The sequence below is a fragment of the Sphingopyxis witflariensis genome, from assembly GCF_002205635.1.
Lineage (GTDB): Bacteria > Pseudomonadota > Alphaproteobacteria > Sphingomonadales > Sphingomonadaceae > Sphingopyxis > Sphingopyxis witflariensis.
This window is the reverse complement of record NZ_NISJ01000002.1, coordinates 400,616-424,466: the sequence shown is the minus strand read 5'-3', so window position 1 is coordinate 424,466 and position 23,851 is coordinate 400,616. Positions and strand designations below refer to the sequence as shown.

At 64.9% G+C, this 23,851-nt stretch carries 19 protein-coding genes; 11 read left to right on the top strand and 8 right to left on the bottom strand.

Annotated features, from left to right (window positions below; genetic code table 11):
- Nucleotides 1-78 precede the first annotated feature (78 nt).
- Complete coding sequence (locus CDQ91_RS05960) at nucleotides 79-927, top strand: flagellin N-terminal helical domain-containing protein (RefSeq protein ID WP_088471937.1); 849 nt, start codon at nucleotides 79-81, stop codon at nucleotides 925-927.
- Between the two features lie 121 nt (nucleotides 928-1,048).
- On the opposite strand, the gene CDQ91_RS05955 is transcribed toward CDQ91_RS05960, so the two are convergent.
- The 6 genes from CDQ91_RS05955 to CDQ91_RS05930 all read right to left on the bottom strand — a co-directional run bounded on the left by CDQ91_RS05955 (nucleotide 1,049) and on the right by CDQ91_RS05930 (nucleotide 12,475).
- Nucleotides 1,049-4,321, bottom strand: a complete 3,273-nt coding sequence (locus CDQ91_RS05955; RefSeq protein ID WP_088471783.1) for an error-prone DNA polymerase — start codon at nucleotides 4,319-4,321, stop codon at nucleotides 1,049-1,051.
- Nucleotides 4,318-5,853 (bottom strand): Y-family DNA polymerase, encoded by a 1,536-nt coding sequence (locus CDQ91_RS05950; protein WP_144036699.1) that lies wholly within the window; start codon nucleotides 5,851-5,853, stop codon nucleotides 4,318-4,320. The genes CDQ91_RS05955 and CDQ91_RS05950 overlap by 4 nt, the downstream gene beginning before the upstream one ends.
- Nucleotides 5,759-6,547 (bottom strand): ImuA family protein, encoded by a 789-nt coding sequence (locus CDQ91_RS05945; RefSeq protein ID WP_088471936.1) that lies wholly within the window; start codon nucleotides 6,545-6,547, stop codon nucleotides 5,759-5,761. The genes CDQ91_RS05950 and CDQ91_RS05945 overlap by 95 nt, the downstream gene beginning before the upstream one ends.
- 148 nt (nucleotides 6,548-6,695) lie before the next feature.
- Nucleotides 6,696-8,096 carry an efflux transporter outer membrane subunit gene (locus CDQ91_RS05940; protein ID WP_088471782.1) on the bottom strand — a complete coding sequence of 467 codons (1,401 nt, stop codon included), beginning with the start codon at nucleotides 8,094-8,096 and terminating at the stop codon, nucleotides 6,696-6,698.
- A complete protein-coding gene (locus tag CDQ91_RS05935; protein ID WP_088471781.1) occupies nucleotides 8,093-11,287 on the bottom strand; it encodes an efflux RND transporter permease subunit in 3,195 nt (1,064 codons plus the stop codon). The genes CDQ91_RS05940 and CDQ91_RS05935 overlap by 4 nt, the downstream gene beginning before the upstream one ends.
- A 6-nt stretch (nucleotides 11,288-11,293) precedes the next feature.
- Nucleotides 11,294-12,475: an efflux RND transporter periplasmic adaptor subunit gene (locus CDQ91_RS05930; protein WP_174688470.1), complete on the bottom strand. Its 1,182-nt coding sequence runs from the start codon at nucleotides 12,473-12,475 to the stop codon at nucleotides 11,294-11,296.
- A 205-nt stretch (nucleotides 12,476-12,680) separates the two neighbouring features.
- On the opposite strand from CDQ91_RS05930, the gene kduI reads away from it, so the two are divergent.
- Together kduI and kduD are read left to right on the top strand one after the other, a co-directional pair.
- On the top strand, nucleotides 12,681-13,517 hold the full coding sequence (kduI, locus tag CDQ91_RS05925) for a 5-dehydro-4-deoxy-D-glucuronate isomerase (RefSeq protein ID WP_088471780.1): 837 nt from the start codon (nucleotides 12,681-12,683) through the stop codon (nucleotides 13,515-13,517).
- A gap of 118 nt (nucleotides 13,518-13,635) precedes the next feature.
- Nucleotides 13,636-14,388 (top strand): 2-dehydro-3-deoxy-D-gluconate 5-dehydrogenase KduD, encoded by a 753-nt coding sequence (kduD, locus tag CDQ91_RS05920; RefSeq protein WP_088471779.1) that lies wholly within the window; start codon nucleotides 13,636-13,638, stop codon nucleotides 14,386-14,388.
- Nucleotide 14,389: 1 nt separating this feature from the next.
- Here kduD and CDQ91_RS05915 read toward each other — a convergent pair whose 3' ends face one another.
- The gene (locus tag CDQ91_RS05915; protein ID WP_237245838.1) at nucleotides 14,390-15,433 is read right to left on the bottom strand and encodes a LacI family DNA-binding transcriptional regulator; all 1,044 of its coding nucleotides are present in this window, start codon (nucleotides 15,431-15,433) and stop codon (nucleotides 14,390-14,392) included.
- 191 nt (nucleotides 15,434-15,624) lie between these two features.
- Between CDQ91_RS05915 and CDQ91_RS05910 the strand changes: the two genes are divergently transcribed.
- The gene (locus CDQ91_RS05910; protein ID WP_088471777.1) at nucleotides 15,625-16,413 is read left to right on the top strand and encodes a 2-keto-4-pentenoate hydratase; all 789 of its coding nucleotides are present in this window, start codon (nucleotides 15,625-15,627) and stop codon (nucleotides 16,411-16,413) included.
- Nucleotides 16,414-16,436: 23 nt separating this feature from the next.
- Nucleotides 16,437-17,753 (top strand): MFS transporter, encoded by a 1,317-nt coding sequence (locus CDQ91_RS05905; RefSeq protein WP_088471776.1) that lies wholly within the window; start codon nucleotides 16,437-16,439, stop codon nucleotides 17,751-17,753.
- A gap of 6 nt (nucleotides 17,754-17,759) precedes the next feature.
- Here CDQ91_RS05905 and CDQ91_RS05900 read toward each other — a convergent pair whose 3' ends face one another.
- Complete coding sequence (locus CDQ91_RS05900) at nucleotides 17,760-18,668, bottom strand: LysR family transcriptional regulator (protein WP_237245837.1); 909 nt, start codon at nucleotides 18,666-18,668, stop codon at nucleotides 17,760-17,762.
- Nucleotides 18,669-18,745: 77 nt separating this feature from the next.
- On the opposite strand from CDQ91_RS05900, the gene CDQ91_RS05895 reads away from it, so the two are divergent.
- The 6 genes from CDQ91_RS05895 to CDQ91_RS05870 all read left to right on the top strand — a co-directional run bounded on the left by CDQ91_RS05895 (nucleotide 18,746) and on the right by CDQ91_RS05870 (nucleotide 23,822).
- Nucleotides 18,746-20,239, top strand: coding sequence for a CoA-acylating methylmalonate-semialdehyde dehydrogenase (locus CDQ91_RS05895; RefSeq protein ID WP_088471774.1), 1,494 nt, complete (start codon nucleotides 18,746-18,748; stop codon nucleotides 20,237-20,239).
- A gap of 118 nt (nucleotides 20,240-20,357) precedes the next feature.
- Entirely contained in the window at nucleotides 20,358-20,894 is a 537-nt protein-coding gene (locus CDQ91_RS05890) for a hypothetical protein (RefSeq protein WP_088471773.1), read from the top strand.
- A 28-nt stretch (nucleotides 20,895-20,922) separates the two neighbouring features.
- Nucleotides 20,923-21,228: an I78 family peptidase inhibitor gene (locus CDQ91_RS05885; RefSeq protein ID WP_088471772.1), complete on the top strand. Its 306-nt coding sequence runs from the start codon at nucleotides 20,923-20,925 to the stop codon at nucleotides 21,226-21,228.
- A complete protein-coding gene (locus CDQ91_RS05880) occupies nucleotides 21,221-21,637 on the top strand; it encodes a RidA family protein (RefSeq protein WP_237245836.1) in 417 nt (138 codons plus the stop codon). Before CDQ91_RS05885 ends, CDQ91_RS05880 begins: the two co-directional genes overlap by 8 nt.
- Nucleotides 21,634-22,779, top strand: coding sequence for an acyl-CoA dehydrogenase family protein (locus CDQ91_RS05875; protein ID WP_088471771.1), 1,146 nt, complete (start codon nucleotides 21,634-21,636; stop codon nucleotides 22,777-22,779). Before CDQ91_RS05880 ends, CDQ91_RS05875 begins: the two co-directional genes overlap by 4 nt.
- Nucleotides 22,776-23,822, top strand: coding sequence for an enoyl-CoA hydratase/isomerase family protein (locus CDQ91_RS05870; protein ID WP_088471770.1), 1,047 nt, complete (start codon nucleotides 22,776-22,778; stop codon nucleotides 23,820-23,822). Before CDQ91_RS05875 ends, CDQ91_RS05870 begins: the two co-directional genes overlap by 4 nt.
- Nucleotides 23,823-23,851 lie beyond the last annotated feature (29 nt).

Genomic DNA, 23,851 nt, shown 5'->3' with positions numbered 1-23,851 from the left:
CTGTCTGCCGTTACTGGACGGCAGAAGCGTACCCACTCGCACGCCATGCGAATGGCCTTCGGGCCGGAAAGGAACATCATGACCGTTATCAACACCAATGTGAGCGCGCTTCGCGCCCAGAATAACTCGCGCGTTGCCAACAAGATGCAGTCGCAGGCGATGGAACGCCTGTCGAGCGGCAAGCGCATCAACAGCGCGAAGGACGACGCCGCCGGCCTCGCCATCGCAACCCGCATGGACGCCAATGTCCGCGGCCTGAACCAGGCCGTGCGCAACGCCAACGACGGCATTTCGCTGTCGCAGACCGCCGAAGGCGCGATGGGCAATATCTCGAACATCCTCGTTCGCATGCGCGAACTGGCGGTTCAGGCCTCGACCGGTACCAATGGCACGGAAGATAAAGAGGCGATCCAGGTCGAAGTGGATGCGCTGGTAGCGCAAATCGGCGACATCGCCACTCGCACAACCTTCAATGGTACCAGCCTGCTCAACGGCACGACCGATCTTGACGGCGCCGGCGCCGGTACCACCCTCGGTACCGTGGTCTCGATCCAGACGGGTCTCGACACGGGCCAGACGGTCGAAATCGGTATCGCCGATCTTCGGGCGACGGCGCTCGGTGTCAATGCGCTCGACTTCGAAACCAACGCCTCGGGCGCGCTGGCAACGCTTGATCTGGCGATCCAGACGGTTGCCACGCAGCGCGCCAACCTCGGTGCGCAGCAGAACCGCCTTGAGGCGACTGTCGACAATCTGACGTCGACCGTCACCAATCTGGCAGACGCCAAGTCGCGCATCGAAGACGCCGATTTCTCGGCCGAATCGACGAAGCTTGCCGCCGCTGGCATCCTGTCGCAGGCATCGACCGCGATGCTGGCTCAGGCAAACCAGAGCCAGCAGGGCGTGATGAACCTGCTCCGCGGCTAAGCCGAGCCACTCCAATTCAGGCTAAATTTGGCTGGTCCCTTTGATAGCCTGATCCGACACCCCGGTCCCCCACGACCGGGGTGTCTTTTTTTGCGTCTGGCATCGGGCGGCAAATGGCCCTTCAATGAAAATCGCGTGACTTGGGCAGGATGCGGACGTCGCGCGGATGGCCGTGACGTTGCGCATGCCCGCGCGGCGCCTGTGGACGCGCGATCTCGTCGGCGTGGGCCAGTTCCGGGCGCACGGGTACTCCGTCGCCCAGACCGTCGAGCATATGGGTGCGATCGACGATCCGCGTCGCCATCAGATGGACGACGCCCTCCTTGCTCCGCTGCACCTCGCCCTCCGCCAGCATCAGCCGCGACGCCATGACGGCGCGGCGATAGCGTTCGAAATGGCGCGCCCAGAGCAGGATGTTGACGATCCCGCCCTCATCCTCGATCGTGATGAAGACCGCATTGCCCTTGCCGGGCCGCTGGCGGATCAGCACGACGCCAGCGGTGCGGACGATCGAACCATTTTTCGCCGCCGAGGCCGCGGTGCAACTCAACACGCCTTCCGCCGCGAAGGCAGGGCGCAGGAACGCCATCGGATGCCCTTTCAGCGACAGGCGCGTCATTTGATAATCGGTCAGCACCTGTTCGACGAGCGGGGTGGCGGGTAACTGCGCGTCGACCTCGATGCCCAGTTCGTCGGCTTCGGCGGCGCCGAACAGGGGTAACACCCCTTGCTGTACCCGCCGCGCATCCCAGAGCGCGGGGCGCCGATCGAGCCCCATCGAGCGGCAGGCATCGGCATCGGCGAGCAGGCGCAGCGCGCGCGAAGGGAGGTTCGCGCGGCGGGCGAGTTCCTCGACACTGGCGAAGGGGACGGTGCGAGCGGCGACGATCTGCGTCGCCCAAAGCTCGCGAAACCCGTCGATCTGGCGAAATCCGAGCCGCAGCGCGAGCGCGCCGTCATCGCGGCGCTCAAGACTATTATCCCAACCGCTGGCATTGACGTCGACCTCGCGCACCTCGACCCCATGCTCCTGCGCATCGCGAACGAGCTGCGCGGGGGCGTAAAAGCCCATCGGCTGCGAATTGAGCAGGCCGCAGGCGAAGACGGCGGGGTGGTAATGCTTGATCCATGACGACACATAGACGAGCCGCGCAAAGGATTGGGCGTGGCTTTCGGGAAAGCCGTAGCTGCCGAACCCCTCGATCTGCTTGAAACAGCGCTGTGCAAAATCCTGTTTATATCCGCGCGCGACCATGCCGCCGACCATCTTGTCGCGGAAATTCTCGATTGTGCCGACGTTGCGGAAAGTCGCCATCGCGCGGCGCAAGCCGTTCGCTTCCTCAGGGGTAAAGCCCGCCGCGACGATCGCGAGCTTCATCGCCTGTTCCTGAAACAGCGGAACGCCAAAGGTGTCGCCTAGAACTTCGACCAACTCATCCTGGGGATATTGCGGAGCGGGCGAGGGATATTCGATCTCTTCCTCTCCATTCCGCCGGCGCAGATAGGGATGCACCATGTCACCCTCGATCGGGCCGGGGCGAACGATCGCGACCTGAACGACCAGATCGTAGAATATCTTCGGGCGCAGACGCGGCAACATATTGATCTGCGCGCGGCTCTCGACCTGAAACACGCCGATACTGTCGCCCCGCTGAAGCATCCCGTAAACGGCAGGATCCTTGGCATCGATGTCGAGCTCCAACGTCTTGTCGCCCAATCCATGGTCGCGCATCAGGTCGAAGCATTTGCGGATGCAGGTGAGCATGCCGAGCGCGAGCACATCGACCTTCATCAACCCCAACGCGTCGATATCGTCCTTGTCCCACTCGATGAAGGTGCGGTCGTCCATCGCGGCATTGTGGATCGGCACCAGCTCGTCGAGCCGCCCTTCGGTAAGGACAAAGCCGCCGACATGCTGCGACAGGTGGCGCGGCGCTTCCAGTAATTCACCGACGAAGCGGTGCAATCGCTGGACCTCGCCATTGTGCGGGTTGAGCCCTGCTTCGATGAAGCGCTCGACCGGCACCTCATCACCCCAACTCCCCCAGCTCGTATCGGCGAGCCGCGCGGTGACATCTTCGCTGAAGCCCAGCGCCTTGCCGACCTCGCGGATCGTGCTGCGCGGGCGATAATGGATGACGGTCGCGGCGATCGCGGCGCGGTCGCGGCCATAACGCGCATAGATATACTGGATCACTTCCTCGCGCCGCTCATGTTCGAAATCGACGTCGATATCGGGCGGCTCGTCGCGTTCGGCCGAGACGAAGCGTGAAAAGAGCAGCTTATGTTCGATCGGATCGACCGAAGTCACGCCGAGCAGAAAGCAGACGATCGAATTGGCCGCCGAACCGCGTCCCTGGCACAGGATCGGCGGCTCCTGCGCGCGGGCGAAGCGGACGAGATCGTGGACGGTGAGGAAATAATAAGCATAGCGCCGCTTGTGGATCAGTCGAATTTCGTCGGCGATCAGCTTGCGGGCCTTGGTGGGCAGCGGTGTGCCATAGCGTTTCTCTGCCGCCGTTTTCACGAGATGGAGGAGATAGGGGGTGGGTTTCCACCCCGGCGGCACCGGCTCGTGCGGATATTCATAGCGCAGGTCGTCGAGCCGAAAGCCGATGCGCGCGAGCAGCTTCGCGCTTTCCTTGATCGGTTTTGGATGACCCTCGAACAGCCGCTTCATTTCGGCGGGCGTCTTCAGATAGCGTTCGGCATTGGCGCGAAGCAGTTTGCCGGCTTTCTGGATCGTCGTCCCTTCGCGGATACTGGTCATGATGTCGTGCAAGGGGCGCTGCGCGATCGTCGCATAGAGCGCATCGTTGGTGGCAAGCAGCGGAACGCCTGTTGCGGCGGACAACTTCTCAAGTTCGATCAGTCGCCGCGCATCGGCTCCTGACCGTGACATGGTTGCCGCCAGCCACACCGACTTGCGCCGCGCCTGTTTGAGCTTGCGGAGCAGGGCGGCATCGCCGCCCGTCGCAATCAGCAGCAAGTCGTCACAATGTTCGAGAAGATCTTCCAGATGCAGGATGCAATCGCCCTTTTGCGCGCGCAAATTTCCGGTCGAGAGCAGGCGGGTCAGCCGTCCCCAGCCATGGCGACTGGTCGGATAGGCGATGATGTCGGGGGTGCCGTCGGCAAAGACGAGCCGTGCCCCGGTCACCAGCTGAAAGTCCGGCATCGTATCGCCCAGCTTCACCTGCTGTTCCTTCAGAAAGGCCCACGCCCGCACCACCCCTGCGACGCTGTTCCGGTCGGCGATGCCGATGCCTGCCATGCCGAGGCGCATCGCTTCGGCGACCATGTCCGCGGGATGCGATGCGCCGCGCAGGAAGCTGTAATTGGTCGCGGCGACCAGTTCGGCGAACGCCGGTTCGGGGGCGGGGGTGTCGGTCATGCGAACAGCCCGTGGATATACCAGCGCGGATCGTCCTTTTCCTCGTACAGCCCGTGGCGGAACAGCCAGTAACGGCGGCCCTGCACATCCTCGACGCGATAATAGTCGCGCGTCAGCCCGCCATTGTCGCGGCGCCGCCACCATTCGGCGGCGATGCGTTCGGGGCCTTCGAAACGGCGGATCGCGTGGGTCGCGCGGCGCCAGCGGAAACGGTGTGGGGGGCCGTCGGGAACTTCGGCGATCACCTCGATCGGCTGCGGCGGGTCGAAAAGATAGATGGGGCGCGTCGGCGGCTCGCCAGCTTCGGGTCTGGGCCAGGGTGATGGAGGTGCGGCGTCGATCGCGGGCAGCTCGAGCTGCGCCTGCTCGGGGATATGGGTGTCGGCGGGCCGAAACTGCCGTACCCGCCCGCGCCCGAGCCGCGTCGCCAGCCGGTCGACGAGCGCGTCCACCGCCGCATCCTGCACCGCGCCGCCTTCGAGCTTGAGCTGCGTTGCGCCCAGTGCCTCAATCCGCGGGACGGCAAGGCGGATCATGTCGAAACCGAAACCGGGGTCGAGCGGGTCGCGCAGTACGTCCATCCGTTCGGCAAACAGTCGCATCGCGAGCGCGACATCGCGCGTCGGGTGGCCGGTCTCGATCTCGATTCCGCGCGCGAGGCCGTCGCTGCGAAAGAAGGTCGCGCGGAAATGGCGCCCGCCCTTGCCGCGCCGGGTGAGTTCCTCACCCACTTCGCCGACCAGCTCGCCCAGGATTTTCGTGGCATGGGGCATGCTCGCGATGGGCTCGGCGAAGCGGCGTTCGGCGGCCACCGGCGGCAGCGCCTGGCGCGGGTCGAGCGGGCTGGCGGCATCGCCGAGAATACGGCGCAGCGCGGTCGCGGCGTCGGCGCCGAAGCGTGCGGCGATATTCGCCATCGGTCGCGCGCCAAGGTCGCCGATCGTCTTCAGTCCCGCGCGGACGAGCCCTGTCGTCGCCTCGTCATCGAGTTCGAGCGCTGCGACGGGCAGGCGCCGGATCGCCGCCGCTTCGTCGGGGGCGGGTAGCATCTGGTAACGTGCAAGCGCGCGCGCTGCATCGGGGTTGCCTGCGCTTGCATGGCGCAATGTCATGCCGAGCCCGGTGATGCGGGCCTCAAGATCGGCGACCAGCCCCGCTTCGCCGCCGAACAGATGCGCGGCGCCGCCGATGTCGAGGATCAGCCCGTCGGGATGATCGAGCGCGACCAGCGGAGTGTAACGGCCGCATCCTTGCGCCAGCCGGTCGAGCCACTGCTCGTCGGCGGCGGGCTCGTGCGGTACGGCGAGAAGTTCCTGCACGCGCGCCCGCGCATCGGCAAAGGCCATTCCGACGCCAAGGCCAAGCGCCTGCGCGCGCGCGTCGACGCTCGCGAGGCGAAGCGCGCCACGCTGTTTTTCGACAAAGACGAGCGGGGCGTCAGGCGGCTGCGGCGCCGCGCGGCACCATCGCTCGGCGGGCAGATAGGGGAAGAACAGCGCCAGATAGCGCCGCTTCCCGGAAGATTTGTTCATCACCATTCCACTCCAGCCGCCAGCGCATCCCCGCAGGGCCCGCACGCCAGCGGAGCAATTCCAGATCAAAGGCGGGCGCCCCCGGCGCGGCGGCCTCCATCTCGCGCGATTCGGCTGCGGCGATGCTCCAGCGTGTTTCGGCGGCGCTCGGCACCGGCTCGGCATCGATCCGCAGGAAGAACAAGGTCACCCCGGCATCGCGCGCGCCGAGCGCGAGCCGCCGGCCCGCGGTCAGATCGAGCGCGGGGAGCCGTCCCCAGCTTTCGACGACGACGGCGGCCGATCCGGGGCAGCGCGCGGCATCGTTGGCGCAGGCGAGCAAGGCTTTTGCGTCGCTGACCTCGACCAGCAGCAATCGGTCGGGGTCGCTGCCCAGATCGGCAATCCCCGGCGCATAAAGCTGTCCCGCACGCCGCCCGGCATCGCTGGTGCGCAGCCACAGCAGCGGCGCCGTGCCGCCGCCGCGCAGCACGAGCAGCGCGGCAAAGGCTGCGGCGTTTGCGGCATCGAGGGGGTCGGTAGCGAAAAATTCATGCACCCGTCCCGCCGCGAGACCGCCGCCAAGCGCCGCATCGAGCGCGTCATGCCCGGTCGCCAGCCAGCCGTCGGCGCGGTGGCTTTCCGGGCCGCCACTGGCGGCCAGCCGGGCGACGCGTTGCCGCAGCCCGGCGAGTAGGGGAGACGACTCGCGCATGATTTTGTTCCTGATATGTTCCATTAGCGCTTTTGGGGTGGCGCTTGTCAAGAAGAGTCAGGTCGGGTTCGTCACCCCGGACTCGATCCGGCATCCACAGCCGCCGCGCCGCATGGACGCCGGATCAAGTCCGGGATGACGAAGGGAGTTAGGGCGCTTGCGTCCCCGCGCCGCTATCGCCGCCGAGTGCGCGGAACAGCGCGACGCGCGTCTGGACAAGCAACAATTGGGTCGCAATCTCGCTGCGCCGCGCGGCATAGAGGCTGCGCTGGGCGTCGAGGCTGGAAAGGAAGCTGTCGACTCCGCCCTTGTAGCGCGCGTCGGTGAGCATCGCGGTGTCGGCGGCGGCTTCGCTGTTTGCCGCCGCGGCGCGCACGCGTTCGGAAATCGTTCCCTGCACCGCGAGTGCGTCGGCGACTTCGCGAAATGCGGTCTGGATTGCGCCCTCATAACCCGCGAGCGCGGCGTCGCGCTGCGCTTCGCTGACCGCGACCCCGGCGCGGCGGCCGCCGGCGTCGAAGAGGGTGGCGGTGGCGTCGCCGCCCGCCGACCAGTTGAACGCCCCGCCGTCGAACAGTCCGCCGAGCGCGTCGCTGGCGAAACCGAGCAGCCCGGTCAGCGAAATCGAAGGGAACAGCCGCGCGCGCGCGACGCCGATATTCGCATTGGCCGCGCGCAGCCCATATTCGGCCTCGATCACATCGGGGCGGCGGAGCAATATGTCGGAGCGGACCCCGGCAGGAAGCGAAACGATCGACGGCGTCACTTCGGCGAGCCCGGCGGGGAGCAGCGCCCGATCGACGTCTCCGCCGACGAGCAGGCGGATGAGATTTTCATCCTGTGCGAGCGCGCTCGTCTGCTGGGCGATCGCATCCTCGGCGGTTGCCAAAATCTGCTCGGCCTGACGCAGGTCGGTGCGCGGCGCGACGCCGCCGTCGAGCCGGGCGCGGGTCAACCGGACATTCTCGCGGGCGTTGGCCGCGGTCTGCTGCGCGATGGCGAGCAGGTCGCGGTCGGCGCCATAGCTCGCCCACGCCTGCGCCAGATCGGCGATCAACCCGATCCGCACCGTGCGAGATGCGGCCTCGGTGCCCAGCGCGCGATTGCGGTCGGCCTCGGTTGCGTTGGCGAGCTTGCCGAACAAGTCGAGTTCGAACGCGGTGATGCCGCCGCGCAGCGAGAAATCGCCGCTACCGCTGCTCGCGCCGGTGCTTTCGCCATAACCCGCGCCCGCGCTGACGCCGACAACGGGAAACTGCCCCGACCGCGTAACGCGCACCTGCGCGCGCGCCGCGGCAACATTGGCAAAGGCGATCCGCAGATCGCGATTGTTGATGAGCGCCTGTTCGGTCAGCGCCTGCAGGCGCGGGTCGGTGAACACCTGCTTGTAGGAGAGGATCGGCAGCATCGCTTCGCTTTGCAGCAGATAGGCGTCACCGACCGGCCATGATTCCGCCACCGGCGGGGGCGGCAGCACCGTCTTGGGCGCGAGCGAACAGCCCGCGAGAGTCAGCGGGCCGGCGAGCAGCAGGATGCGAAGGGGCGTCACGTCAGTGCCTCCCGATCATCCTTCTTTTTTCCGAACCGGTCGCGCACGGCAGCGAGCCCATCGCGCACACCGCGGCGGACAAGGACGAAGAAAAGCGGGATGAAGAAGATGGCGAGGAACGCTGCGGTCAGCATACCGCCGATCACCGACGTGCCGATCGCGACGCGACTGTTCGCGCCGGCGCCGGTCGCGATGGCGAGCGGCAGCACGCCGAAGATGAAGGCGAAACTCGTCATCAAAATCGGGCGCAGACGGATGCGCGCGGCGGTAATCGCCGCCTCGATCACGCGCTTGCCCTTGCGCTCTTCCTGCTCGGCGAACTCGATCATCAGGATCGCATTTTTCGCCGCGAGTCCCATCGTCGTGAGCAGGCCGATCTGCAGATAGACGTCATTTTCCAGCCCACGCAGCGTTACGGCAAAGATCGCGCCGATCAGGCCAAGGGGAATGACCAGGATCACGGCAAACGGGATCGACCAGCTTTCGTAAAGCGCCGCGAGGCAGAGGAAGACGACGAGCAGCGAAATCCCGTAGAGCAGGGGGGCCTGCCCCGATGACAACCGCTCCTGATAGGAGGAGCCCGACCAGGCGACGCTGGTGCCGGGGATTTGAGCCGCCAACGCTTCCATTTCATCCATCGCCTGGCCCGAACTGGTGCCGGGCGCGGGCTGGCCGGAGATTTCGAAGGCGGACACGCCCTGAAAGCGCGAGGTGGTGGAGGGGGTCGTTGACCAGCCGATTTGCGAGAAAGCGGAGAAAGGCGACATGTCCCCCGCCGACGAGCGGACATACCATTGCGCGAGGTCTTCGGGTTTGGCGCGATAGGGCGCGTCGCCCTGGACATAGACGCGTTTGACGCGGCCCTTGTCGATGAAGTCGTTGACGTATCGCCCGCCCCATGCGGTCGCGAGCGTGTTGTTCACGTCGCTGTTGCTGAGGCCATAGGCGGTCAGCCGCTGGGTATTGATATCGACCTTCAGCGTCGCGACGTCGGGCAGGTCGCTCAGGCGCACCGACGTCAGCCGGGGACTGGTATTGGCCATGGCGAGCAGGCGGTCGCGCGCTTCGACAAATTGGTCGCGCGACAGGCCGCCGCGATTCTGCAATTCCATCGTAAAGCCCGACGTGTCGCCAAGCCCGCGCACCGCCCCGGGAACCAGCGCAAAAATCTGGGCGTCGCGGAGACCGCTGAACGCCTTGCGCGCGCGGTCGACGATGGCGTCGGCGGTGTTCTCCTTCCCCGGCCGGTCGTCCCAATGGGTGAGGTTGACGAAGCCCTGACCTGTATTCTGACCCGCCGCCCCGCCGCCGCCGCCGCCGGCGATCAGGAACAGCGCCTGCGTGTTGGCCTTTTCATGGGTCATGAAGTAATTTTCGATCGCGTCGCGCACCTCGAGCGTGCGCTGCTGCGTCGCGCCCGCGGGCAAGCGGAACTGGACCTGGACGCGCCCCTGATCCTCATTGGGCAGAAATCCGCTTGGCAGGCGCAGGAAAAGAACGGCGAGCAGAACCAGTATGACGGCATAAATGCCAAGGAAGATCCACTTGCGGTCGACGACTGCACTGACGCTGCCCACATAACGGTTCACCATGTCGTCGAAGCGGGTGTTGAAGCCGTTCTTCGCGCGTTCGAGCAGCGCGCGCGCACCCGCAAAACGGCCGTCCGGGGAAGCAACCTCGCCATGCGTCTTTGGCTTGAGCAGGCTGGAGGTCAGCGCAGGGCTCAGGATCAGCGCGACGAGCACCGACAGCGCCATTGCCGAGACAATGGTGATCGAGAATTGCCGATAAATGACGCCGGTCGATCCACCGAAAAAGGCCATCGGAAGGAACACCGCCGACAGGACGAGCGCGATCGCGATCAGCGCAACCTGCAATTCCTGCATCGACTGGATTGTCGCTTCGCGCGCCGACATCTCAGGATTTTCTTCCATCAGCCGCTCGACATTTTCGACGACGACGATGGCATCGTCGACGAGCAGGCCAATGGCCAGCGTCAGGCCGAACAGGGTCAGTGTGTTGATGCTGAATCCTGCCATATAGAAAATGCCGAAGGTGCCGAGCAACACGACAGGCACCGCGATCGCCGGGATCAGGACTGCGCGCCAGCTTTGTAGAAAGACGAACATGACGAGGATGACGAGCAGGATCGCCTCGAACAGCGATTTCTGCACCTCGCTGACGGACAATTTGATGAAGGTGGTCGCGTCATTGGCATAGCTATAGGTCAGGCCGTCGGGAAAGTCGGCGGCGAGTTCCGCCATGCGTGCTTTGACCCGGTCGGCGGTTTCGAGCGCGTCGGACCCCGGTGACAGTGAGATCGACATGCCTGCGCCGGGATGGCCGTTGATGCGGCTGACGACGGCATAGCTTTCGGCGCCGATCTCGACGCGCGCCACATCCTTTATCCGCACGCTCGACCCGTCGGAGAGCGTCTTGAGGATGATATTCTCGAACTCTTCGACAGTTTGCATCCGCGACTGGGCCGTCACCGTCGCGTTGAGCATCTGGCCCTGCGGTGCCGGGAGGCCACCGACATCGCCGGCTGCGACTTCGCTGTTCTGCGCGGTGATCGCCGAAATGACATCGCCTGGCATCAGCGATACGGCGGCGAGCCGCTGGGGATTCAGCCAGATACGCATCGCGTGCGGGGCACCGAAGATATTGACTTCGCCGACCCCCTCGACACGCGATAGCGGGTCCTGAATGTTCGACGCCATATAGTCGGAGACGTCCTGATTCACCCGGGTATTGGTCGAATCATAGACACCGACGAGCAGCAGCGTGTCCGAATTGGACTTGGTGACGCGTATGCCCTGTTGCTGTACCTGCTGCGGCAGACGCGAGATCGCTGCCTGAATCTTGTTCTGGACCTGCACCTGCGCGATGTCGGGGTCGGTGCCCTTTTCGAAGATTGCGGTGATGCTCGCCTGTCCGCGCGAGCTCGACTGCGAACTGAAATAGAGCAGCCCGTCGATCCCGGTCAGCTGCTGCTCGAGAATCTGGGTGACGCTATTCTCGATCGTTTCGGCCGAGGCGCCCGGATAGGAGGCGCGGATATTGACCTGCGCCGGGGCGATATCGGGATATTGTTCGACCGGCAGCGAGAAAAGCGCGCCTGCGCCCCCCAGCATGACGATGATGGCGAGGACCCATGCAAAGATCGGCCGGTCGATGAAAAGGCGCGACATTGCGGGCTATTTACCCTTTGCAGTCTGGCCCGCCGGCGGCGGTCCCACGCGTTGCGCGCTGGCCGCTGGAACGGGTCGGATCGGTGCGCCCTGCTTCAGATTGGCGAGGCCCTGGGTGATGACATGCTCGCCCGCTTTCAGCCCGTCGGTGACTACCCAATTGGGGCCGACGGTCCGCGCCGCGGTGACCTTACGCCGCACCGCCTTATTGTCCTTGCCCGCCAGATAGACGAAGGCCGACCCGTCGAAATCGCGCTGCACCGCCGCCTGGGGGATCAGGATCGCGGCGGGATTGACTGCCTGCTCGAACAGGGCGGTCACGAACATGCCGGGCAGCAGCAGGCCTTGCGGATTGGGAAAGCGCGCGCGCAGCGTCACGGTGCCGGTGGCTTCGTTGACGGTGATTTCGGAAAACTGGACGGTGCCGGCAAAGCCATAGGCGCTGCCATCTTCCAGCCGCAGGCGCACCGACGTGCTCCCCGCCGTCGTGCCGCCGCTGGCGATTGCCTGGCGCAGTGTGGTCAGTTCGGCGCTCGATTGCTGCATGTCGACATACATCGGATCGGTCTGCTGGATGACCGCGAGCGGGGTCGCCTGACTGGCGCTGACGAGCGCGCCGGGGGTGGCGAGCGAGCGGCCGATGCGCCCGCTGATCGGTGCCGACAGGTTGGTGTAGCGCAGGTTGATGCGCGCGGTTTCCAGCATCGCGGCATTTTGCGCGACTGCGGCGCGCGCGACGCGGGCCTGCGCCAGCGCATCGGTATAATCCTGTTCGGCGATCGCCTGCATCTTGGCGAGCGGTGCAAAGCGGCGCGCCTTTTCCTCGGCGGCCTGCGCGCTGGCACGGGCGCTCGCGAGGTTTGCCGCCGCCTGATCGACCGCCGCCTGATAGAGGCTGGCGTCGATCTGATACAACGGCTGGCCGGCGCGGACGAGGCCGCCTTCGGTAAACAGGCGGCGGCGGATCAGGCCGCTGACCTGCGGCCGGATTTCGCTGGTTTCAAAGGCGACGGTGCGCGCGCCCAATTCGGTGGTGACCGGCACGGCCCCGACTGCGGCGACGACATAGCCGACCTGCGGTGCCCCGCGATCGCGGCCACCCTGCTCATCCTTGTTCGCACAGGCACCCAAGGCCAGCGTTGCAGCGCTCAGGGCTCCGGTCAGCCACAGCGACCTTTTTTTCAGCATAGTCGATATTCTCGTGTCGGTCCGCCGGGGGATGGGCGGAATGGCGCCTATTCAACCGATTGATATGGCGCATGCAAGCGCAATGCACCGCTTGCGACAAATTACGACAAATTTGCCCCGTCTTCGCCATTTCGATCGATTGACACCGGTTACCATTCACGCTAGCCGAAGATTCTGCAAAAAAGTCTATCGCGAGGATGCCGCCATGTTTGCCAAAACCTATCACGCCACCCACCCCGACATGATGGAATGCGCCGGCAATGACGCGCTGCGCGACCGCTATCTGGTGACGGGCATGTTCGCGGACGGCCAGATCAACCTCAACTATTCGCACAATGAGCGCTTCGTGATCGGCGGCGCGGTGCCGAAGGGCGCGGCGTTAAAGTTGCCCGAACAGAGCGTCCCGGCGTCAGCCGCGGGCCACCCCTTCCTCGAACGCCGCGAGATGGCGGCGGTCAATATCGGCGGCCCCGGCGCGATCAGCGTCGACGGCCAGCGTTTCGAGATGAAGAATAAGGAGTGCCTCTATATCCCGATGGGATCGACCGAGGTGCTGTTCGAGGGCGATGGTGCGCGCTTCTATCTGGCGTCGCTTCCCGCGCACAAAGTCTGCCCGATCAAGCATATCACGCTCGACCAGGCGAATCCGCTCGCGCGCGGCGACCTTGCCAATTCGAACCAGCGGACGATCTACCAGCTCGTCATCCCCGGCGTGTGCGAAAGCGCGCAATTGCTGCTCGGGCTGACCGTGCTCGAGGAAGGCAGCGTATGGAACACGATGCCGCCGCACCTCCACGACCGGCGCAGCGAAATCTACCTCTATTTCGAACTGCCCGAAGAGAATGACCGCATCTTCCATTATATGGGTGAGCCGGACAGCATGCGGCATATCGTGATCGCGAATGAGGAAGCGGTGATCAGCCCGCCCTGGTCGATCCACATGGGGTCGGGAACCAAGAAATATGCCTTCATCTGGGCGATGGGCGGCGAGAATCTCGACTATACCGACATGAATGTCCTCGACATCTGCCAGCTGAAGTAAACGCGATCATGCGTCCTTCGTCACCCCGGACTTGATCCGGGATCCATTTGGCGAAGAACTGCGCGCGAGATCATGGACTCCGGATCAAGTCCGGCGTGACGAGAGGATAAAGCGAACCATGAAGCCATTCGACCTGACAGCAAAAGTGGCGCTGGTCACCGGCGCCAACACCGGCATCGGGCAGGGGATTGCGCTTGCGCTCGCGGAAGCCGGGGCCGACATTGCGGCCGCGGGCCGCTCACCCGCCGACGAGACCGTCGGCAAGGTGCGCGCACTCGGCCGCCGGGGTGAAAATTTCGCCGCCGACCTGTCGAGCGTCGGCGCGGTGCAGCCGCTCGTCGATGCCGTGCTGGCGGACTATGGCCGCATCGACATCCTCGTCAACAATGCCGGCATCATCCGCCGCGCCGACGCGGTCGATTTCACCGAGGCCGATTGGGACGCGGTGATGGACACCAATCTCAAGACGCTTTTCTTCCTCTGCCAGTCCGTGGGCCGCCATATGATTGCGCGCGGCAGCGGCAAGATCATCAACATCGCCTCGATGCTGACCTTTCAGGGCGGCATCCGCGTGCCAAGCTACACCGCGTCGAAATCGGGCGTCGGCGGTCTCACCAAGCTGCTCGCCAATGAATGGGCGGCGAAGGGCGTCAATGTAAACGCGATCGCGCCCGGCTATATCGCGACGAACAACACCGCAGCGCTACAGGGCGATGAAACACGCAATCGCCAGATCGTCGAACGCATCCCCGCAGGCCGCTGGGGCGACCCCGCCGACATCGGCGGCGCGGCGGTATTTCTGGCGTCGTCGGCGTCGGATTATGTCCAGGGCCATATCCTCGCCGTCGATGGCGGATGGCTGGCGCGCTGAATTAACGACCCGGCGGCGCGACCGACTGGCGCTCGATGAAGGTCGAGACGAGCGCGGCCGGATCTTCCTCATCGGCGGCTTTGCCGACGGGGCCGAGGAAGTCGGGAACCAGCAGCTGCGCGGCGCGCACCCCCATCTCGCGGATCGGCCAGCGCACCGTGCTCAGCGCAGGCCAGATATGCGTCGCGGTCGGCGAATCGTCGAAACCGATGATCGACAGCTGGCCGGGCACGGAAATGCCCTTTTCATGCGCGACGCGCATCACCCCCGCCGCCATTTCGTCGTTCGAACAGAAGATTGCGGTCGGCGGCTTGGCGAGCGACAGCAATTTCTCGCCCGCCTCGACCCCGGCGGCATAGCGGTAATTGCCCGGCGCATAATATGCGTCGTCGAGCTTCAACCCGGCTTCGGCAAGCGCTTCATGGAATCCCTTTTCGCGTTCGGCGGCGGAACGGAAGCCGGCGGGGCCGCGAACGAAGCCGATGTCGCGGTGGCCGAGCGCGATCAGCTTGCGGCACACCTCGACGACGACGTCATGGTCGTTCGACGAGATGCAATGCTGCGCATCGTCGAGCGGCGCCGATCCGATGCGGACATAACGCACGCCGAGTTGGTCGCAGAGTGCGGCGAGATCGTCATTCTCCGAAATCGGCGGCAGCAGCATCGCGCCGATCGGGCGCTGCTTTTCCAGAAAGGTGCGGACATCGTCGAGCATCTGGTCTGATCCGCGATCGACCGGACGGACGAGCAGCGCAAGGTCGCTGTCCTTGATCGCGTCGAGCACGCCCTGCTGAAAATTGAGCACCGTCTGCGCGTTCGGATTGTCGTGGAGCAATGCGATCAGGAAGTTGCGACGAAAGGCGAGCGCGCGCGCCTGCGGATTGGGAACGAAACCCAGCGTCTCGATCGCCTCCAGAACCGCAGTGCGCGTCTTTTCGCTGATGAATTCGGACCGGTTGATGACCCGGCTGACCGTCTTTTTCGATACACCCGCCAGTGCCGCCACATCGTTGATCGTCGGCTGCTTCGCCCCGGGCCCCGTCATCTGTGCCGCCATAAACTCCAGCTTTCCCCTGCAAGCCGTGCGCCTCGGGCGCGATGTCCCGACCATGCCGGTCCCGCTCTTGTCCTGATGGGCGTTCGAGCCACCAAAATCAACCATATCGAGCGCTATTCGCTTGCGTTTGACACCGGTGTCTTTTAGGTCTGTCGCCGGACGAGGATAAAGGCATACAAATGGCAGCGACCATCGATCAGCAAAATGTCGCCAAAGCGTTTCTCGCCGCGCGCGCCGAAAAGACACCGCTTACCCAATATCCCGGCACAATGCCGCGGACGATGGGCGAGGCCTATGCGATCCAGGACGCCGCGATCGCCCTCGATGGCCGCCCCGTCGGCGGCTGGAAGGTCGGGCGCATCGCCCCCGACCTGGCCGATCAATATGGCGGCAACCGCCTGACCGGTCCGATCTTTACCGATGAAATTGTCGATACCGCAGCGGGCGAAGCCCCGGCGATGCCCGTCTATGGCCGGGGTTTTGCTGCGGCCGAGGCCGAAATCCTGCTCTGCTTCGGCACGGTCGGCGACCGTGACTATGATCTCGATAGCGTGCGTGAAGCGATTGCCGAGGTGCGCACGGGGATCGAGATCGCCAGTTCGCCCTTCGCCGACATTAATCGCCACGGCCCCGCGGTGACCGCGTCCGACTATGGCAACAACAAGGGGCTGGTGCTCGGCCCCGCAGTTCCCGACTGGCGGAACGCCGACCTCATCGGCATGCCGGTGAAGTTCGCGATCGACGGCGAAACCATCGGGGCGGCGACGATGGAAACGATGCTCGATGGCCCCTTCGGCTCGGCGCTGTTCCTGATTCACATATTGCGCGCGCGCGGCATCGCGATCGCTCCCGGGACCTGGGTGTCGGCGGGCGCGATCACCGGCGTCCATGAAATTCGTCCGGGCCAGCGCGCGGAGGCGGTGTTCGACGGCCGCTTCCGGGTTGGATGCACGGTGACAAACCTCTAAAAACCATAATCAGGGAGAGACATATGGCGCAGGCAATCACAGCAAGTGGGGCGGCGCCACCGACGCCCCGTGCCGGCCATTATCGATGGCTGATCGTCGCGCTGCTCTTCATCGCGACAACGGTCAATTATATCGACCGCACGATGCTCGGCTTGCTCGCCCCCGTCCTTGGCGACGAAATGGGGTGGAGCGAGAATGATTATGGCAACATCGTCACCGCCTTTCAGGCCGCCTATGCTTTTGGTTTCCTGATCATGGGCTGGTTGATCGACCGTTTCGGGCCGAAGATCGGTTACAGCATTGCGATCAGCATCTGGACGATCGGCCATATCGCGCATGGTTTCGCCGGTTCGATCGCCTCCTTCATGGCGGCGCGCGTCATCCTTGGCGTCGGCGAGGCGGGGCATTTCCCGTCGGTCGTGCGCGCGTCGAGCGAATGGTTTCCGCAAAAGGAGCGCGCTTTCGCGATCGGCTGGGTCAACAGCGCGACGACGATCGGCGTTATCCTGACCGCGCCGACGATCTGGCTGTTCATGACGTGGGCGGGCTTCGATTGGCGCCAGACCTTTCTCTACACCGGCGCTTTCGGCGCTATCCTGCTCATCCTGTGGCTCTGGCTCTACAGCAACCCGCGCGAAAGCGGGAAGGTGGGCGAAGGCGAACTCGCGTGGATCGAGCATGACCCGCCCGAAAAGGTCGAGCGCATCGGCTGGGCCAAAATCGTCACCAAGCGTGAAGCCTGGGCGTTCGCGGTCGCCAAATTCCTCACCGATCCGGTGTGGTTCCTGATGCTCTTCTGGCTGCCGAAATATTTCGCCAGCACCTATGGCGTCGATCTCAAAATCGTGCTGCTGCCGATGATCGCCATGTATCTTCTGTCCGACGTCGGCAGCATCGCGGGCGGATGGCTGTCGTCGAAACTGATCCAGCGTGGTCACACCGCCAATTATGCGCGCAAGCTGGCGATGCTGATTGCGGGCTGTTGCGTGCTGCCGCTGCTGTTCGTCACCGGGGTTGAAAATATGTGGCTTGCCGTCGTGCTGATCGGCATCGCGCTCGCGGGGCATCAGGCCTTTTCGTCGAACCTGCTGTCGATCCCGCCCGACATGTTCCCGAAACGCGCGGTCGGGTCGGTGATCGGGCTCGGCGGGTTCATGGGCGGCATCGGCGGGATGATCATGGCGAAGTCGACCGGGCTGGTGCTCGATGCGACCGCGGGCAACTACACGATCATCTTCGCGATCTGCACGACCGTCTATTTCCTCGCCGTTCTCGCGATCCACTGGCTGAGCCCGCGCCTTGCGCCGGTCACGGTCGAGAATGGCGCGGTTGCCGCGTGACGGACGCTAGGCCGGAACGAACAGCCCCCGGCTTTTCTGCACCTCAGCATCGAGCCAGTCGATGAAGGCGCGGATACGCGGTTGCGGCGCAACGTCGCGGTGGAGCGCGAGCCAGAAGCTGCGTCCGATGCTCTGATCGGGGCGCACCCGCACTAGCGCGGGATCGCCCGCCGCGAGGAAGCACGGGAGGACGCCGACCCCGGCGCCGCCCGCGATCATCCGCCGCTGCGCGAGGATGCTCGATGATCGGACCCCGGCGCGCAGCCCCGGCTCGATCTCGCCCAGATAGTCGAGCTCGGGCGCGTAGAGAATGTCGGGGACATAACCGATCACGGGAATCCCCGCGCGCGACAGCGGCGCCTCGGCCACCGCCGCCTGCCAGTCGAGGCGGTCGGCGGGTGCATAAAGCCCGAGGCTGTAATCGGACAGCTTGCGCGTGATCAGCGGGCCCTTGCGCGGCCGCGCGAGCAGCACCGCCATATCGGCCTCGCGCCGCGACGGGTTCAAAAAGCCGCTCGACGCGACAAGGTCGATCTCCAACTCGGGATGCGCGGTCGTGAAGCCGCCAAGACGCGGCGCGATGAAACTGCCGCCAAAACCCTCGGACACGCTGACCCGCAGTTGTCCCGATAATGCCGACCCGCCCTCGCGCACCGAGTGGATGCGCGCCGCCGCCGCCGCCATCGCCTCGGCATGCGGGACGAGTGCGCGGCCCGCCGCGGTCAGAATGAAGCCGCCCGGCGCGCGCTCGAACAAGGTCTGCTCGAGCGCCGCCTCGAGTGCGCTCACCCGGCGGCTCACCGTCGTCGCATCGACGTGCAGCGCTTGCCCGGCGCGCGCGAGGGTGCCGTGGCGCGCGACCATCAGGAAATATTGCAGCTTGTCCCAATCCATGCACTGCAAATATGCAGCCATGTCCTGCAAGTCTATCCCTTGCAATCACGCCCGGCTTGGTCTCAACCGGCGGCAATTGTTCACGGGAGACTCGACGCATGCGACAGATTGATCACCACATCGTTGGCGGCGCCGGCGGCAAGGGCCGTCTCAGCGACATATTCGACCCCAATAATGGCGGCGTGCAGGCACAGGTCGCGCTCGGCGATCGCGCATTGCTCGACCGTGCGGTCGCGGCGGCGAAGGCGGCGCAGCCCGCATGGGCGGCGACGAACCCGCAGCGCCGCGCGCGCGTGATGTTCGAATATAAGCGCCTCGTCGAAGCCAATATGAACGAGCTCGCCGAAATGCTCTCGGCCGAACATGGCAAGGTGATCGCCGATTCAAAGGGCGATATTCAGCGCGGGCTGGAGGTCATCGAATTTTGCTGCGGCATGCCGCATGTGCTGAAGGGCGAATATACGCAGGGCGCGGGTCCGGGCATCGACGTCTATTCGATGCGCCAGCCGATCGGCATCGGCGCCGGCATCACCCCGTTCAACTTCCCCGCGATGATCCCGCTGTGGATGGGCGGCGTGGCAACTGCGGTCGGCAATGCCTTCATCCTGAAGCCCAGCGAGCGCGATCCCAGCGTGCCGGTGCGCCTTGGCGAACTCTTCCTCGAAGCGGGAATGCCCGAAGGCATTTTTCAGGTCGTCCATGGCGACAAGGAAATGGTCGACGCGATCCTCGACCATCCCGATATCGGCGCGGTGAGCTTCGTCGGCTCGTCCGACATCGCCCATTATGTCTACAATCGCGGCGTCGCCAACGGCAAGCGGGTGCAGGCGATGGGCGGCGCGAAGAACCACGGTATCGTGATGCCTGATGCCGATCTCGATCAGGTCGTTAATGACCTCACCGGTGCCGCCTTCGGCTCGGCGGGCGAACGCTGCATGGCGCTTCCGGTCGTCGTTCCCGTCGGCGAGGACACCGCGAACCGCCTGCGCGCCAAACTGATCCCCGCGATCGAAGCGCTGCGCGTCGGCGTGTCGACCGATGCCGAGGCGCATTACGGCCCGGTGGTAACGCAGGCGCATAAGGAAAAGGTCGAAGGCTGGATCCAGAAATGCGCCGATGAGGGCGCCGAGCTGGTCGTCGACGGCCGCGGCTTCACCTTGCAGGGCCACGAAAAGGGCTTCTTCGTCGGCCCGACCCTGTTCGACCATGTCACCCCCGACATGGAAAGCTATAAGGAAGAAATCTTCGGCCCCGTGCTGCAGATCGTCCGCGCCGCCGATTTCGAAACCGCGCTCGAACTGCCCAGCAAGCATCAATATGGCAATGGCGTCGCGATCTTCACGCGCAATGGTCATGCCGCGCGCGAATTCGCCGCGCGGGTCAATGTCGGCATGGTCGGGATCAACGTCCCGATCCCGGTCCCCGTCGCCTACCACAGCTTCGGCGGCTGGAAGCGTTCGGCATTCGGTGACACCAACCAGCACGGTATGGAAGGCGTGAAATTCTGGACCAAGGTCAAGACGATCACCCAGCGCTGGCCCGACGGATCGCTCGACGGCGGCAACGCCTTCGTCATCCCGACGATGGGCTGACGCCGCCTTGCTGCGGCGGCCGCTCCTGCCTCTGCTACCGGTTCGGGCCGCTGACGATCGCGGCGCGAATGAAACCTGTGCCGCACATCGGGCATTTCTCCTGCGAAGGAGAAAGGCGATGATCCGTATCATGCTCCCGGCGGCGGTGCTGATGCTCGCGGCTTGCAGCGGTGGCGAGGACGAGAAGTCGGGCCCCGAAGCCTCCGCGAACCTCACGCCGCTGCGCGAGGCTGCGCCTGCTGAACCGGCTGTTGCGCCTGAAACGGTTGCTCAGGCGGACGAGCCTGAGCCTGTCGACGCGCCGCTGAAAAAGGTCGAATCCACCGGCGATGCGGGTGGCAAGGCGATCCCCGCGACGATCCGCGGGCGCTGGGGGCTCGTTGCCGCCGACTGCACTTCTACCAAGGGTGATGCCAAGGGGTTGCTGACCATCGACGCGACCAATTTGCGCTTCTATGAATCGCACGGCGAGCTGGTCCGGGTGCGCGAACACGCCGCGAACCGGATCGTCGCCGACTATAAATTCAGCGGCGAAGGGATGGAATGGGACCAGCAGATGCTGCTCGACGTGCGCGGTGACGGCAAAACGCTGATCCGCCGCGATTATGGCGAGGGCGCTTCTGGTCTGATGCGCTACACACGCTGTGCCGCGTGACAGGCAAGAGTCGAAAGAGGAGATAGATATGGATATTCGCTGGATCGCCGCCGCTGCGCTGCTGCCGCTGGCCGCCTGTGCAAGCACCGGTTCGGACGCCGGAGCCGGCCCCGCGACCCCGCCCGCCGAAATGGCGTGCAAGGCCGATGCCGTCCAATCCTATGTCGGTCAGACCGTGACCCCTGTGCTCGGCGGCACGCTGCTCAAGGAAGCCGGCGCGCGCACCTTGCGTTGGGGCCCGCCGCGTTCTGCGATGACGATGGACTATCGCATCGACCGGCTGAACGTCATGTATGACGATGCTTACAAGATTACGCAGATCACCTGTGGCTGATAATCCGGCGGCCCTTGTTGGCCGCCAGACCCTTGCCTCCGCATCGCCCTATGAGCCGCTTTACGGTTATAGCCGGGCGGTGCGGATCGGGGACCGTATTTCGGTCGCTGGCACCGCGCCGATCGAGCCCGACGGATCGTCGACCCCCGGCGATGCCGGGGTGCAGGCGGCGCGCTGCCTGACGATCATCGCCGATGCGCTCGCCGCGCTCGGCGGCAGCCCCGCCGACGTCGTCCGCACCCGCATGTTCATCACCGACCCCGCCGACGCCGACCTCGTCGGCCGCGCCCATGGCGCGATGTTCGGCGACATTCGCCCCGCCGCGACGATGGTCGTCGTGTCCGCGCTGCTGCGGCCCGAGTGGAAAATCGAAATCGAAGCCGAAGCCCTTATCGAGAAGACAGCATGACCGATCAGTTCCAGCTTACCGAAGACCAGCTCGCGATCCAGGATATGGCGCGCAAATTCACCGCCGATGCGATCACCCCGCACGCCGCCGAATGGGACGAGAAACAGATTTTCCCGCGCGAGACGATCAAGGCGGCGGCCGAACTCGGTTTCGCGGCAATCTATGTCAGCGAGGAATCGGGTGGCATCGGCCTCGGCCGGCTCGAAGCCGCGCTGATCATGGAGGCGATGTCCTATGGCTGCCCCGCGACGAGCGCCTTTATCTCGATCCACAATATGTCGAGCTGGATGATCGACACTTTCGGCAATGCCGAGGTGAAGGCGAAATTCCTGCCCAGCCTCGTCACGATGGACAAGATCGCCAGCTATTGCCTGACCGAACCGGGCAGCGGGTCGGACGCGGCGGCGCTCAAGACCAGCGCGAAACTCGAAGGCGACCATTATGTCGTCAACGGCACCAAGCAGTTCATTTCGGGCGCCGGGGTCAACGACATCTATGTCACGATGGTTCGCACTGGTGGCCCCGGGGCAAAGGGCATCAGCTGCCTCGTCATCGACAAGGACATGCCCGGAGTCAGCTTTGGCGCCAAGGAGCGCAAACTCGGCTGGAACGCCTCGCCTACCGCGCAGGTGATGTTCGACAATGTGAAGGTGCCGGTCGAGAATCGCGTGGGCGTCGAGGGCGACGGCTTCCGCTTCGCGATGGCGGGGCTCGACGGTGGCCGCCTCAACATCGGCGCCTGCTCGCTCGGCGGTGCGCAGCGCTGCCTCGACGAAGCGGTCGCCTACACCAGGGACCGCCAGCAGTTCGGCCAACCGATCGCCGATTTCCAGAACACCCAGTTCATGCTTGCCGACATGGCGACCGACCTCGAAGCCGCGCGGGCGCTGCTCTACATGGCCGCAGCAAAGGTCACCGCGAACGCGCCCGACAAGTCGCGCTTCTCGGCGATGGCAAAGCGGCTCGCGACCGACAATGGCAGCAAGATCGTCAACGACGCGCTCCAGCTGTTCGGCGGCTACGGCTATTTGAAGGATTATCCGATCGAGCGTTTCTGGCGCGACCTGCGCGTTCATTCGATCCTCGAGGGCACCAACCAGGTGATGCGAATGATCGTCGGAAGGGACTTGTTGCGCCAATGACCGAAGATGTCTTGATCTCGACCGATGGACGTGTGGGTCGCATTTCGCTCAACCGCCCGAAGGCGATCCACGCGCTCAACCTCGGCATGTGCGAGGCGATGATCGCTGCGCTCGTGACGTGGCGGGACGATGATGCGGTCGAGGCCGTCATCATCGATCATAGCGAAGGCCGCGGTTTTTGCGCCGGCGGCGACATCCGCATGCTCGCGGAAAGCGGCGCGAAGGACGGGGTGGAGGCACGCGCCTTCTTCCACACCGAATATCGCCTCAACCATCTGCTCTTCACCTACGCCAAGCCCGTTGTCGCCTTCATGGACGGCATCACCATGGGCGGCGGGGTCGGGATTTCGCAGCCCGCCAAATATCGCGTCGCGACCGAGCATACGCGCTTCGCGATGCCCGAAACCGGGATCGGCCTGTTCCCCGACGTCGGCGGCGGCTGGTATCTGCCGCGGCTCGAAGGCCGCGTCGGGGTGTTCCTCGCGCTCACCGGTGCGCGGCTCGACGGCGCTGAATGTTTGGCGCTCGGCCTCGCGACGCATTATCTGCCGTCCGAAAAACTTGCCGAGGCGAAGGAGCGGATCGCGGCGCACCCAGACCGCATCGGCGGAATTTTGGGCGAGTTGTCGGTGACCGCGCCGCCTGCGGCGATCACCCAGCATCTCGACAAGATCAACCGGCTGTTCGCGAGCGACACCTATGAGGATATTCTCGCCGCGCTCGAAGCCGACGGCGGCGAATGGGCCGCGAAGGAACTCGCCGCGCTGCACAGCAAAAGTCCGCAAACCTGCAAGGTCGCGCTGCGCCAGCTCAAGGAAGGCGGGGCAATGCATGACTTCGCTGCCCAGATGACACAGGAATATGCGATCGGCGCCCGTGTCGTCCAAATGCACGACTTCATCGAGGGTGTCCGTGCGCTGATCATCGACAAGGACAATAGTCCCAAATGGGATCCGCCGACGCCGGAGGCCGTCACCGACGACTGGATCGACGCAATCTTCGCGCCGCTCCCCGAAAACGAGAAATGGGCGCCGCTCAGCTGATCAAGTCACCCACCCGTCGTCACCCCGGA